The 13699-nt window shown below is 73.8% G+C and carries 10 protein-coding genes and 1 tRNA gene; 6 read left to right on the top strand and 5 right to left on the bottom strand.

The window, feature by feature from the left end; translation table 11 throughout:
* Positions 1-66 precede the first annotated feature (66 nt).
* Entirely contained in the window at positions 67-2595 is a 2529-nt protein-coding gene (locus E4U91_RS06485) for an SCO7613 C-terminal domain-containing membrane protein (protein ID WP_241678519.1), read from the bottom strand.
* A 136-nt stretch (positions 2596-2731) separates the two neighbouring features.
* On the opposite strand from E4U91_RS06485, the gene E4U91_RS06480 reads away from it, so the two are divergent.
* The gene (locus E4U91_RS06480; RefSeq protein ID WP_137305941.1) at positions 2732-3187 is read left to right on the top strand and encodes an SRPBCC family protein; all 456 of its coding nucleotides are present in this window, start codon (positions 2732-2734) and stop codon (positions 3185-3187) included.
* A gap of 39 nt (positions 3188-3226) precedes the next feature.
* Positions 3227-3298 (top strand) — tRNA-Val (locus tag E4U91_RS06475).
* 82 nt (positions 3299-3380) lie between these two features.
* Here E4U91_RS06475 and E4U91_RS06470 read toward each other — a convergent pair.
* On the bottom strand, positions 3381-4106 hold the full coding sequence (locus E4U91_RS06470; RefSeq protein WP_137305940.1) for a 3'-5' exonuclease: 726 nt from the start codon (positions 4104-4106) through the stop codon (positions 3381-3383).
* Between the two features lie 168 nt (positions 4107-4274).
* On the opposite strand from E4U91_RS06470, the gene E4U91_RS06465 reads away from it, so the two are divergent.
* The 3 genes from E4U91_RS06465 to thrS all read left to right on the top strand — a co-directional run bounded on the left by E4U91_RS06465 (position 4275) and on the right by thrS (position 8169).
* Complete coding sequence (locus E4U91_RS06465) at positions 4275-4841, top strand: DUF4365 domain-containing protein (RefSeq protein WP_137305939.1); 567 nt, start codon at positions 4275-4277, stop codon at positions 4839-4841.
* Positions 4838-6064: a hypothetical protein gene (locus tag E4U91_RS06460; RefSeq protein ID WP_137305938.1), complete on the top strand. Its 1227-nt coding sequence runs from the start codon at positions 4838-4840 to the stop codon at positions 6062-6064. Before E4U91_RS06465 ends, E4U91_RS06460 begins: the two co-directional genes overlap by 4 nt.
* 128 nt (positions 6065-6192) lie before the next feature.
* Positions 6193-8169 (top strand): threonine--tRNA ligase, encoded by a 1977-nt coding sequence (gene thrS / locus E4U91_RS06455; RefSeq protein ID WP_137305937.1) that lies wholly within the window; start codon positions 6193-6195, stop codon positions 8167-8169.
* A 54-nt stretch (positions 8170-8223) separates the two neighbouring features.
* Here the strand turns inward: thrS and E4U91_RS06450 are convergent, their stop codons facing one another.
* Entirely contained in the window at positions 8224-8880 is a 657-nt protein-coding gene (locus E4U91_RS06450) for a potassium channel family protein (RefSeq protein ID WP_137305936.1), read from the bottom strand.
* Between the two features lie 67 nt (positions 8881-8947).
* Here E4U91_RS06450 and E4U91_RS06445 point away from each other — a divergent pair, with 67 nt between their 5' ends.
* Positions 8948-9508 carry an HIT family protein gene (locus tag E4U91_RS06445; RefSeq protein ID WP_137305935.1) on the top strand — a complete coding sequence of 187 codons (561 nt, stop codon included), beginning with the start codon at positions 8948-8950 and terminating at the stop codon, positions 9506-9508.
* Between the two features lie 33 nt (positions 9509-9541).
* On the opposite strand, the gene E4U91_RS06440 is transcribed toward E4U91_RS06445, so the two are convergent.
* A complete protein-coding gene (locus E4U91_RS06440; protein WP_137310695.1) occupies positions 9542-11203 on the bottom strand; it encodes a hypothetical protein in 1662 nt (553 codons plus the stop codon).
* A gap of 227 nt (positions 11204-11430) precedes the next feature.
* Positions 11431-13626, bottom strand: a complete 2196-nt coding sequence (locus E4U91_RS06435) for an elongation factor G-like protein EF-G2 (RefSeq protein WP_137305934.1) — start codon at positions 13624-13626, stop codon at positions 11431-11433.
* Positions 13627-13699 lie beyond the last annotated feature (73 nt).

Here is a 13699-nt window from a genome sequence, read left to right as displayed (position 1 = left end):
GGGGGGCGACCGGCGGGCGCACCCGGTGCGGGGGCCGCCGGTCGCCTCGTGCCCGGGACGGACGCCTCAGCTCATCCGGCCCAGCACGTCCCGCACCCGCCGGACGTCCCGCAGGCGCCGCTCGTACGTCGCGCCCAGCGCGAGCAGCAGCAGCCCGGCCAGCGCGGGCGGCACCCAGCGGGGCAGCGCGTCGGCGAACTGCACCAGATACGCCGCCAGTTCGTGCAGCGCGGTCAGCACCAGCACCGCACCGCCGAGGACCAGGGGCGCCCGCAGCCGGTGGCGGGCACCGAGCAGTGTGACGAGCAGCGCCGCCGAGCCGAGCAGCAGCGGACGCGGCCAGCCCTCGTCCCGCCACAGCGCGGCGAGGCTCGGCAGCAGCGTCACCGCCAGCCCGGGACCGTACGCCGCCCACGACCCGGTCAGCGGATCCCGGCGCCTGCGCCAGGCGCCGACCAGCAGGGCCGGGACGGTCACCGGCAGGGTGTACGCCTCCGGGGCGGTGACCTCCCACGCGGCCAGCCGCACCCAGGCGGCCAGCGCGAACAGGGCGGCCGCCGCGTAGCCGGCCGAGCGGCGGTCCGGCCGCACCGCCGTCGCCGCAGCGAGCACGCCGAGCGAGGACAGCACCAGGGCCAGCACCGGCGCGTCCGTCACCGCCAGGCCGACCGCCACCAGGGCGGCGACGACGCCCGTCACCTCGCAGGCGCCCCGCGCCGTGGTGGCGAGCCGGGGCGCGACGGCCACCGCGACCGCCGGGACCACCAGGACCAGCAGGGCCGTGTGCGGCGGCTGCCACCCGGCCGCCGCCCCGGTCGCGCAGGCCAGCGCGGTGGCGTACGCCAGGGCCGCGGGCGCCGTCAGCGGGGCGAACCGCGGGCGCGTCGAGGCCGCCGCGTACAGCACGGTCAGGGCGGACAGCACGGTCAGCGTCGCGGTCCGGTCGGCCAGCGCCAGGAAGGCCAGGTCGACCGAGGTGACCAGCGCCAGGACGGTACCGGTCGGCGGGAGGACCGGCAGCGCGAGGACGGCCGCGGTCAGCAGGCCGAGCACCAGCAGCCCAGCCACGTACGGGAGTTCCAGCGCGGCCGGCAGGGACAGTGCCGCCGCCCAGGCGAGCACCGCGGCACCGGCCAGGGCCCGCGGGCGCCACGCGGCGTTCCGCACGAGCAGCGCGAGGGCACCGGCGAGGAGGCCGAGCACCGCGAGCGCCGGACCGGAGTGCGACAGCCAGGGCGCGTGCACGGTCACCGCGTCCCGCGCGTCCGCCGGGCGACCCGACCAGGGCCGGTCCGCCCAGCCGAACGGACCGAACAGGGCCACGGCCACGAGCGGCAGCGCCCACAGCAGGGCGATCCCCTGTACCGCGGCGCAGGCCCAGGCCACACCGAGCCGCACCCGCTCGGGCATCCCCGGGACCCGCAGGGCCGCCAACAGGGCGAGGGCGCCCAGCAGTTCCCCCGGCACCGCCCAGCCGCCGGGCAGCGTGACGCGCAGGACACCGCCGAGCGCGGCGAGGAGCACCAGGATCCCGAGGAGGGCGGTCGCCGTGGGGAGGGTGGTGGTGAGCGGCTGGGCGGGGAGGGTGGGGAGGGCGGGGGAGGGCGTGCCGGGGGCCGCCGGGGCATGTGTGGGACCCGTAGTACTCGTCGCACCCGCACTGCCCGTAGTACCTGTGACGCCCGTAGTGCTCGTGGCACCCGTAGTACCCGGGGCGGCCGTCCCCGCCGTCCGCCAGGCCGCCGTCACCGCCACCGCCGAGGCCGGGAGCAGCAGCGCCGCCGCGCGGGCCGCGGCGCCCGGGCCCGGAGCCGTCCAGGAGAGCCAGAGCGCTCCCAGCAGGCCCCAGCCGCCCGTGCCGTAGGCGCCGATCGCGGCGGTGATCCGTACGGGGCGCAGCGCGGGGGAGGTCACCAGGAGGGCCGCCGCCGCGTCGGCCGTGGCCGTCAGCAGCAGCGCGGCCGAGATGCCGTAGGGGCCCGCGTCGGCCGCGAGCGCGGTGAGCAGCAGGGGGAGTTGGGCGGCGGCCAGCGCGGCCGGCCGCGGCAGGCGCAGCGCGCCCAGGGCGGTGCCGTAGGCCGCCCACGCACCGGCCAGCACGGTCGCCGCCACGGCCGCGTACGCGGTGCCGTCCGTGTCCGCGAGGGCCGCCTCGTGCAGGGCGTAGCCGTCCAGGACCGTCAGGGCCAGCCCCAGTCCGGCCACCGACTCCGCCGTGGAGCGCAGGCCGCGGCGCAGCAGCGGCACCGGCGCCGCGAGCGCCGCCGCGGTCACCGTGCCGAGCACCGCGGCCCGTCCGGCGATCCCCAGGTGTCCCCAGCTGACCAGGGTGAACGCCATCGCCGCGATGGTCAGCAGGACACCGCCGAGCACCAGCAGCACGTTCTGCACGCGGGGCGCGGACGCCTCGGGGCGCGGGACGGTGGCGGGCGCGGGTCCGGTGAAGGGCGGCGCGGCGGGCCCGGGCGCCGCCGACTGGAGGACCGAGACCAGCCAGGCGCGGCGGGCCAGCAACTGGGCGCGGTGCGCGTCCAGTCGGCGCAGCTCGGCGTCGAGGAACCGCAGCTCCTCGGCCGGGGGCGGAAGGTACGTCATGCTTCGGAGTGTGGCCGTGGTCACGCCCCGCGCCATGAGTACCGGTACTCAGGACCGGCCGGGCGAGCTACTCGGTCGAAGTACCGGATCTTCTCGGTCACGGGGGAGTCCGCCGCGTACGGGGAAGACGCAGGTCATGGACTGGACCCACTACCGCTTCGTCAGCCGCTGGCCCCTGCCCGCGCCCGCCCCGGTCGTCTACGCGCTGCTGGAGCGGCCCGAGGACTACCCCCGCTGGTGGCCGCAGGTGCGCGAGGTGACCCGGCTCGACGACACCAGCGGCGTCTTCCGCATCCGCTCCCTGCTGCCGTACGACATGACGTTCACCGCGCGCGAGACGCGCCGCGATCCGGTGGCCGGGGTGCTGGAGACCGCGCTGACCGGCGACATGGAGGGATGGGCCCGCTGGACGGTCACCCCGGCCGCGGGCGGCTGCCTGGCCCGCTACGACCAGGAGGTCGACGTGACCAAGCCGCTGCTGCGGCGCTTCGCCGTGCCGGGACGGCCGCTGTTCCGCGCCAACCACCGGCTGATGATGCGCGCCGGACGGCGCGGACTGCACGAACTGCTCGGCGCGCTCGACGCGGTTTGAAGGATCGCCGAGGGGACCTGTATTGTTCAGTGCGTTCCCGGGCGATTAGCTCAGTGGGAGAGCGCTTCGTTCACACCGAAGAGGTCACTGGTTCGAACCCAGTATCGCCCACCGGGAAAAGGCCGGTCCGCCACAGCGGGCCGGCCTTCTTCGTGCCCCCGCCGCTTCGCGCGGCGCGTCCCGCCGAGTGCCCTCACGCCGCCGCCGGCAGCTCCGGACGCAGGGGCCAGGCCGGGTCCACCGTCTCCTCCTGGCCGCTGCGCGCGAACCACGCCTGCAGGCCCCGCGCCTGCGCCGCGTGCCAGCCCGTCTGCAGCGCGTGCAGCTCGCTGGGGGACAGGCGCTCCAGGCGGCCCGCGAAGCGCCGGCCCAGCGCGCGGACCACCTCCAGCGCGGCCAGCGCGTCCGCCGCCGCGTCGTGCGCCTCGGCCAGGCTCACCTCGTAGTGCGCGCACAGGTCGGTCAGGGTGCGCCGGCCCTTGCGGTAGCGGTCCAGGTGCTTGTCCAGCACCCTCGGGTCGAGCACCACCAGCGCGTCCGGGTCCACCCAGCGGGCCAGCGACGACGCACGGTGCCGGCGCAGCTCGCGGTCGAGCAGCGTCAGGTCGAAGGGCGCGTTCATCACCACCAACGGCCGTCCCGCGGCCGTCTGTTCGGCCAGCAGCTCGGCTATCTCGTACATCACCGGCGCCGGCCAGCGGCCGGTGCGCTGCAGGTGGTCCTCCGTCAGCCCGTGCACCGCCGTCGCCGCCTCCGGCACCGGCACGCCCGGGTTGACCAGCCACCGGCTCACCCGGGGCCGGGCGCCCGCGGTGTCCTGGACGACGAGCGCGGCCGACACGATCCGGTCGCTCTCGACGTCCACCCCCGTCGTCTCCGTGTCGAACGCGGCCAGCGGGCCTTCGTACCAGCAACTCATACCAACCCAACCCCTCTATCAGCCGCGGCAGCTGACGCCCCGTCTTCTGCCCGTTTGGTGATACCCGGGCTGTTTGCGGCGTACGCCGCGAGGAGACAACAGGAGTACGGGTCTTTGCAGTTCAGCGACCCGACGCGGGTATTCACCTGGTTCGGAAGGCTGTTGCCCATGGCGATAGCGCAGCCCGAGCGGGGCGGGCTGCTGCCCGACCGCACGGGTCCTCATCGCGGCACGCTCGCCACCACCGCCTGCATGGAGACCTTGCAGGTCGGTTACCTGCACGCCGTCGCGGCGGCCGCGGGGTGTTCGCTGTCCCAGCCGTTCCCGGACAACGGCATCGACTGGCACGTCAGTCACAGCGCGCCCGGGCACACCGTCGACGACGAGGTGACCATCAAGGTGCAGCTGAAGGCGACGTACCAGATCCCGCCCGGCCCCCCGGGCCGCTCCTTCTCGTTCACGCTCGACAACGACCACCTGAGGAAGCTCGCCCGCACACCGGTCTCGGTGCACAAGATCCTCGTCGTGATGATCGTGCCCCGGTCCCGGGACCAGTGGCTGCGCGCCGGTCACGACCGGCTGGACCTGCGGCACTGCTGCTACTGGGTCAACCTGGCCGGCCACCCGGTCACCGGCCGCACGCGCACCACCGTGCGGATCCCGACGGCACGCATCTTCGACGACCGGGCCCTGTGCGAGATCATGACGCGGGTCGGGACGGGAGGACGACCATGACCCACCGCCCCCCGGAGGACCACCCGCGACCGGTGCGGCCGCACCCGGCCGACGTGCCCCGGGACCGCGCCCCCGAGCCCGGCGACGTCGACCCGGCCGTCCTCGGCGCCCTGCTGCTGCGCCACGGCTGGCGGCGGCGCGGCGGCGCCGCCGGACGCTACGGCCGCTGGACCCCGCCCGGTCCCGGCGCGGCCGGCACCAGTCTGCTCGTGCCCGTCAGCCGCGCCTTCCCCGACAGCGACGACCTGCTCGGGGAGGCGCTGGACGCCCTGGCCCGCAGCGCCTCGCCGTCCGCGCGGGAGGTGTTGGTGTCCCTGGCCGTGCCCAGCGACGAGGTCCGCTGGCGGCGGGACGTGCCCGGCGGGCCCGCCGGGACCGCGTCCTGGACGGCCGAGGAGCGGCTGCGCGCCGCGGCCCGCCGGACCCTGCTGGCCGCGGCCCTCGCGACCCGTGCCCGCGCCGGCTACCACGGCGCCCGCCACCGCCGGACCGCCGCCGCGCTGCTGGAGGGCGTGCTGGTGGGGCCGGCCGCCGGGGGCCGCGCGCTGACCGCGTTCGTGCCGGTCGCGACCGCCCGGGCGCTGGCGGTGCGACTGCACCAGTCCCTGTGCGCGGCCCGCGAGGCCATCGACTACCGGCGGGCCACCGGCGGCATGGACGCCTTCGACAGCGCCGTCGGGGCGGGCGTCAGCCGGGAGCTCACCGAGGCGCTGGTCGCCCTCGTCCAGGGCACGGAGGGCGCCCGGGTCGCCGTCGAGTGGGCGCCCGCCGCGGGCGTCCCCGAGGACTGCGCGGCGAGCGGCGAGCCCGTCGAGTTCTCGCCCGGCGATCTGCCCGCACTGCGCGAGGCCGGCGCCCGCTACCTGCGCGAGGAGCCCGCCGTCACGGTGCGGATCACCGGCACCGTCGTCCGGCTGCGCAGGTCCGGCCCGCGCGGCGAGGGCAGCGTCCGGCTGCGGGTGCTGGCCGGCGCCGAGGTGCCGCACGTCCGCCTCACCCTCGACGAGGACGGCTACCGCACCGCCGGGCAGGCCCACCTCGCCGGTCTGCCCGTGCGGGTGCGGGGCCGGCTGGAGAGCCGGGGCGGCTTCCGCCGGGTCACGGCGGCCTCGGACGTCGAAGCGGTGCAGGTGGACGAGGCGGAACGGGACCGCCTGATGAAGTCCCTCCAGGAGACCGCCGGCACCGCGGCGTTCCTGGCGGAGACCTGCGAGGGGGACTGACGGGCACCGGGCGCCGGTGCGGGGGACCGGAGCACTGGTTTCGCGGTGGGCGGGTGCGGGTCGGTACGATCCCCCTCATGCGTGCGCTCCGGTATGGCGCCGCACCCCCCTTCAGTCAGGAGAGACCGGTGGCAGACGTCCGTGTGATCATCCAACGCGATTCCGAGCGGGAAGAGCGCACGGTGACGACGGGCACCACGGCCGCCGAGCTCTTCGCCGGCGAGCGGTCGGTCATCGCCGCGCGGGTGGGCGGCGAGCTCAGGGACCTGTCGTACGCACTCGCCGACGGCGACGAGGTCGAGGGCGTCGAGCTCTCCTCCGAGGACGGCCTGAACATCCTGCGCCACTCCACCGCGCACGTGATGGCGCAGGCGGTGCAGGAGCTCTTCCCCGAGGCCAAGCTCGGCATCGGCCCGCCCGTCAAGGACGGCTTCTACTACGACTTCGACGTCGAGCGGCCGTTCACGCCCGAGGACCTCAAGGCCGTCGAGAAGAAGATGCAGGAGATCCAGAAGCGGGGCCAGAAGTTCTCCCGCCGGGTCGTGACGGACGAGGCCGCCCGTGAGGAGCTGGCCGACGAGCCGTACAAGCTGGAGCTGATCGGCCTCAAGGGCTCGGCGTCGTCGGACGACGGCGCGGACGTCGAGGTCGGCGCCGGCGAGCTGACGATCTACGACAACCTGGACGCCAAGACCGGCGAGCTGTGCTGGAAGGACCTCTGCCGCGGTCCGCACCTGCCCTCCACCCGCCTCATCCCGGCGTTCAAGCTGATGCGCAACGCTGCCGCCTACTGGCGCGGCAGCGAGAAGAACCCCATGCTCCAGCGCATCTACGGCACCGCCTGGCCGTCCAAGGACGAGCTGAAGCAGTACCTGGACTTCCTCGCCGAGGCGGAGAAGCGCGACCACCGCAAGCTGGGCAGCGAGCTCGACCTGTTCTCCATCCCGGAGCAGATCGGCTCCGGCCTCGCGGTGTTCCACCCCCGCGGCGGCGTCGTCCGCCGGGTCATGGAGGACTACTCGCGCCGCCGCCACGAGGAGGAGGGCTACGAGTTCGTCTACACCCCGCACGCGACGAAGGGGAAGCTCTTCGAGACCTCGGGCCACCTGGACTGGTACGCCGACGGCATGTACCCGCCCATGCAGCTCGACGAGGGCGTGGACTACTACCTCAAGCCCATGAACTGCCCGATGCACAACCTGATCTTCGACGCGCGCGGCCGCTCCTACCGCGAACTGCCGCTGCGCCTCTTCGAGTTCGGGACCGTGTACCGGTACGAGAAGTCGGGCGTCGTGCACGGCCTGACCCGCGCCCGCGGCTTCACCCAGGACGACGCGCACATCTACTGCACCCGTGAGCAGATGTCCGAGGAGCTCGACAAGACGCTCACCTTCGTGCTGAACCTGCTGCGCGACTACGGCCTCACCGACTTCTACCTGGAGCTGTCCACCAAGGACCCGGAGAAGTTCGTCGGCTCCGACGAGGTGTGGGAGGAGGCCACCGAGACGCTGCGCCAGGTCGCCGAGAAGCAGGGCCTGCCCCTGGTGCCGGACCCGGGCGGCGCCGCCTTCTACGGCCCGAAGATCTCCGTGCAGACCAAGGACGCCATCGGCCGCACCTGGCAGATGTCGACCATCCAGCTCGACTTCAACCTGCCGGAGCGCTTCGACCTGGAGTACACCGCGGCCGACGGCTCCAAGCAGCGCCCGGTCATGATCCACCGCGCGCTGTTCGGCTCCATCGAGCGGTTCTTCGCCGTCCTGCTCGAGCACTACGCGGGTGCCTTCCCGGCGTGGCTCGCGCCCGTCCAGGCCCTCGGCATCCCGATCGGCGACGCGCACGTGGAGTACCTGGAGAAATTCGCCGCCGCCGCGAAGAAGCGGGGCCTGCGGGTCGAGGTGGACTCCTCCTCGGACCGCATGCAGAAGAAGATCCGCAACGCCCAGAAGCAGAAGGTGCCCTTCATGGTCATCGCGGGCGACGAGGACATGTCGAACGGCTCGGTGTCCTTCCGCTACCGAGACGGCTCGCAGGAGAACGGCATCCCGTTCGACGAGGCCATCGCCAAGATCGCCCAGGTCGTCGAGGAGCGGACGCAGGTCTGATCCCGGCGGCCGGCCGGTCCGGCGGCCCGACGGTCACGGCCCCCGGGGAGGTGCTCACCTCCCCGGGGGCCGTTCGTCCTCCTCCCGGGAGAACACCTGGATCAGCCACGACGAGAACGAGCCGGTGACCGCGCCCAGCAGCGCCAGCCCGCACGCCATCAGCCCGACCGCGATCAGCCGCCCCACCGGGGTCACCGGGGTGACGTCGCCGTAGCCGACGGTCGCGAGGGTCGAGCAGGCCCACCACACGGAGTCCCCGAAGGTCCTGATCGTCGCCCCGGGCGCACCGCGCTCGTGCTGGTACACGGCGAGGGAGCCGGCGAAGCCGAGCAGCACCGTCGACACCCCGGCGTACGTGATCACGCGCGCGTGCAGCGACAGCCGCGGCTCGCCGTGCCGGCGCTGGACGACCTCGTACAGCCGGACGATCCGCAGTGGGCGCAGCAGCGGCAGCACCACCACCAGGGTGTCCAGCCAGTGCGTGTGCACGAAGCCCAGCCGTCGTCCGCTCAGCCGCCAGCGCACCGCGTAGTCCAGGAGGAACAGGCCCCACGTGGCCACGGTCAGCGTCAGGCACACGTCGTGCCACACCGCGGGCATGCCGGGGACCAGGACGTGGAGGGCGTAGGCGCCGAGGAAGATCAACGAGGCGATTCCGAGCGGCACCTCGGTGCGCTGCTCCCAGCGGGTCTGACGGCTCTCGTGGTCCACCGGCCCAGCTTCGCCCGCGGGGGCCGCGCCGCAACCCCGCCGACACGCCGCGAACGGGCGAAGCCATATGCTGCCTGGTATGACGAGTGAGCCGGAGCAGCAGATCGGAGCGGGGACGCAGGACGCGTTCCAGCGCCTGTGGACGCCCCACCGGATGGCCTACATCCAGGGCGAGGGCAAGCCCAGCGGCCCGGGGGCCGACGACGGCTGTCCCTTCTGCTCACTCCCGGGGAAGTCCGACGAGGACGCCCTGATCGTCGCCCGTGGCGAGCACGTGTACGCGGTGCTGAACCTCTACCCGTACAACGGCGGTCACCTGATGACCGTGCCCTACCGGCACGTCGCCGACTACACCGGCCTCACGGCGGCGGAGACCGTCGAGCTGGCCGAGCTGACCAAGCAGGCGATGACGGCCCTGCGCAGCGCCTCCGGCGCCCACGGCTTCAACATCGGCATGAACCAGGGCGCCGTCGCGGGCGCGGGCATCGCCGCCCACCTGCACCAGCACATCGTCCCGCGCTGGGGCGGCGACACCAACTTCATGCCGGTCGTCGGCCACACCAAGGTCCTGCCCCAACTCCTCGCGGACACCCGCAAGATGCTCGCGGAGGCCTGGCCCACGGCCTGAGCGCGGGCCGCGGCCCGCCGGCCGCACGGCGGCCTACGCGTCGTAGACGTCGACCTTCCTGGGGGTGGGGTCCTGGACCGCCGTGCTCAGGAAGGCCGACCGCGAGCCGAACTTCTCCGTGTCCACGTCGTGCTCCTTGAGCACCTTGATCGCGGCGGCGTGCACCACCCGCAGCACCGGGGTGGCCGCGCGCAGCGCGTCGTCGGCCATGAAGCGGTGGCGCCAGGGCTGGTCGGCCCACGCGTGCCGCAGGCCGAAGGGCTCCGGCAGTCCTATCGAGCCGCCGAGCCAGTTCAGCAGCGGCGGGTACCAGCTGAGCGTCGCCCGCGCGGCGAGGCGGACCACCTCGTCCGGGGTGACCAGCGGCAGCGTGACCTTGCGGGTCTCCCAGAACCGGACGGTCTTGGCGACCTCCTTGGTCGGGGTCTCCGGCTTCGTGGTGAACAGCCCGTTGACCGGGCCGAGCGCGTGGCCCGTGACCTCGATGCGCAGCGTCTCGTGCAGCACCGTCACGGTGATCATCATGGTGATGATCAACTGCCCGTCCCACAGCGGCCACTGCACGCCCAGGTAGTGCCGGTCGCCGCCGCCGAACTGCTGGTTGTTGCAGATGTTCTCTATGGCCGACGGCTTGACCTGGTACGCCTCGACGTCCGTGCCCTCCGGCCGGGCGACCGCCTTGGCGTTCTCCCCGACCGGGGTGACGACCCAGTGCCGCACGCTGGGCGGCGGGAAGCCGCCGGTCTTCAGGCTCTGCCGGTTCAGCAGGGTCAGCTGGTCGTGGATCGCGCGGATCACGGTCCAGCTGCGGAACTCGTGCACGCCCTTGTTCGGGTCGAGGGGCGTCAGCTCCTCGGCGAGGTGCCAGGCGCCCCAGCGCGTGCCCATGCCGAGGATGCCCTTGGGGCCGGCGTAGAAGACGGAGTTGGACTGCTGTTCGGCGCTGAGCCGGGCCAGGGACTGGCGCAGCTGCTCGGCGGCGGTCTGGTTGGGGCTGGTGGGCACGGCCTCGGGGACCTTGGCGCCGATGCTGCTGCCGGCCAGCAGGCTGTCCCAGCGGCCGCGCAGGTCCTGCGCGGTGCCCTCACAGACCCGCTTGGCCAGGAACCACCCGACCACCGGCGCGACGACCGCACCGCGCGCGTACCAGCCCACCAGGCCGCCGAAGGGCATCTTGAGCAGGAACAGCAGCGCCAGGGCGCCGACCGCGAACAGCAGCACGGTGGCCATGCCGGACACCCGCCGGTTGTCCAGCCTGCCCACGGTCGCCCGGAGCTGGAAGACCAGCAGCCACACCAACAGCCCGGGCAGGAACAGCACCCCGAACAGCAGCATGATGCCGGTGAGCTTCTTGTCGCGCTCGCGGCGGATGCGGTTGGCCGCCAGACAGTGCTCGACGACGACCTGCGGCTCGGTGCCGAAGGACTGGATGAGGGGCTTGCGGCCGACGCCCAGCATGCGGTCGACCACCGCCTGCGAGAACGCCTCGCCGAGGTTCGGCCGGAAGATCTTGGCCCAGGAGCGGCCCACGGAGACCGTGGACTGGTGCCACTCGTTGTCGGCCTTCTTGATGTCCTGGACCGGGTTGTCCCGGTAGGCCGCCGACGCCAGCGCGAAGGTCGCCGTCTGCCCCTCGTCGCCCGCCCGCGGCACCTGAGGTCCGAAGAAGTCCGCGTAACTGCCGTCCACGCTCATTCCCCCCAACGCCGCAACGCTCGCTCCTGCGGCCTTCCCGACTTCCGTGCTCCGCACACCTGTTGATCAGGTCATCAGGGTATCCGCCGGCGCGGACGCGCGTCGGCGGACGGCCGAAGCCGCCCGCCGATCCGGAGGGAACCGCTCCGTTCCGGCCCCGGTGCCGGGCGCCCCGGCCGCCCGCCCGGTTGCCCCACCGGCCACTTGGGACCGGCGCGCACCAACCCTCAGCTCTCCCGGGCCTGTTCGCGGACCTTCTCGGCGACCTGCGCCGGCATCGGCTCGTGCCGCACGTACCGGCGGTCGAACCGCGCCGTGCCGTGCGACAGCGAGCGCAGGTCCACCGCGTACCGGCCGATCTCGATCTCGGGCACCTCGGCCCGGATCACCGTCCGCCCGCCCGCGGTCTGTTCGGTGCCCAGCACCCGGCCGCGCCGGCCGGACAGGTCGCTCATCACGGCGCCCACGTAGTCGTCGCCGACCAGCACGCTCACCTCGGCCACCGGCTCCAGCAGGTGGATCCTCGCCTCGGCCGCGGCCTCCCGCAGCGCCAGCGCGCCCGCCGTCTGGAACGCGGCGTCGGAGGAGTCCACCGAGTGCGCCTTGCCGTCGAGGAGCGTGACCCGCACGTCGATCAGCGGGTGGCCGGCCGCCACCCCCTTGGCCGCCTGCGCCCGTACGCCCTTCTCCACCGACGGGATGAACTGGCGCGGCACCGCCCCGCCGACGACCTTGTCCACGAACTCGATGCCCGAGCCGCCCGGCAGCGGCTCCACCTCGATCTCGCAGATGGCGTACTGGCCGTGCCCGCCGGACTGCTTGACGTGCCGCCCGCGCCCGGCCGACCGGTGCGCGAACGTCTCGCGCAGCGACACCCGGTGCGGGACGACGTCGACCTGGACGCCGTAGCGGGTGCGCAGCCGCTCCAGGGCCACGTCGGCGTGCGCCTCGCCCAGGCACCACAGGACGACCTGGTGGGTGTCCTGGTTCTGCTCCAGGCGCATCGTGGGGTCCTCGGCGACCAGCCGGGCCAGGCCCTGGGACAGCTTGTCCTCGTCGGCCTTGCTGTGCGCCTGGATGGCCAGCGGCAGCAGCGGGTCCGGCATCCGCCACGGCTCCATCACCAGCGGGTCGTCCTTGGCGGACAGCGTGTCGCCGGTCTCCGCGCGGGTCAGCTTCGCCACGCACACCAGGTCGCCCGCGACGGCCTGCGGCACCGGGCGCTGCTGCTTGCCGAACGGCATCGACAGCGCGCCGATCCGCTCGTCGAGGTCGTGATCCTCGTGGCCCCGGTCGGTCATGCCGTGCCCCGACACGTGCACCGTCTGGTCGGGCCGCAGCACGCCGGAGAAGACGCGCACCAGCGAGATCCGGCCGACGTACGGGTCGGACGACGTCTTGACGACCTCCGCGACCAGCGGGCCGTCGATGTCGCACGGCTTGATCTCGCGCGGGGTGCCGTCGATCGTGGTCACGCCCGGCGTGGGGTGCTCGAACGGCGTCGGGAAGCCCCGCGTGATCAGCTCCAGCAGCTCCACCGTGCCGATGCCCTGCCGGGCGCCCGCGGCCGCGGGGGCGGCGGCCAGGACGGGGAAGAACGTACCGCGCGCGACGGCCCGCTCCAGGTCCTCGATCAGGGTCTTGACCTCGACCTGCTCACCGCCGAGGTAGCGGTCCATGAGGGTCTCGTCCTCGCTCTCGGCGATGATCCCCTCGATCAGCCGGTTGCGGGCCTGCGTCATGTCCGGCAGCTGCTCCGGGCCCGGCTCGGACTCCTTGCGCTCGCCGGAGGAGTAGTCGAACAGCTTCTGCGACAGCAGCCCGACCAGCCCCGTCACGGGCGCGTGCCCGTCCGGCCCCTGCGGGCCGTGCAGCGGCAGGTACAGCGGCAGCACGGCGTCCGGGTCGTCCCCGCCGAACGTCTCGGCGCACACCCGGGTCATCTCCTCGAAGTCGGCCCGTGCCGCCTCCAGGTGCGTGACGACGATCGCGCGCGGCATGCCGACGGCGGCGCACTCCTCCCACACCATGCGGGTGGAGCCGTCCACGCCGTCCGATGCCGAGACGACGAAGAGGGCCGCGTCCGCCGCGCGCAGACCGGCCCTGAGCTCCCCGACGAAGTCGGCGTACCCGGGGGTGTCGAGGACGTTGACCTTGATGCCGTCCCACTCCAGCGGCACCAGGGAGAGCTGCACCGAGCGCTGCTGGCGGTGCTCGATCTCGTCGTAGTCGGAGACGGTGCCGCCGTCCTCCACGCGGCCCGCCCGGTTCACCGCCCCCGCGGTCAGCGCGAGGGCCTCCACCAAGGTGGTCTTGCCCGATCCCGAGTGGCCGACCAGCACCACATTCCGAAGGGATGCGGGGTGGTCGGCCGCCACTGCCCTGCCGGCGGCTCCGGGGTGTGTCTGTGTCTTGTCGCCCATGATCCTGCCTCCCGTGCACGGTGAGGTCACTGGGGCGCGGCGAAGCGGCGGATCCGCGTGGGGGCGGCTCCGG

Source organism: Streptomyces lasalocidi, assembly GCF_005280215.1.
Lineage (GTDB): Bacteria > Actinomycetota > Actinomycetes > Streptomycetales > Streptomycetaceae > Streptomyces > Streptomyces longwoodensis.
The sequence above is the reverse complement of the archived record's forward strand: the minus strand, read 5'-3'. Positions and strand labels throughout refer to the sequence as shown.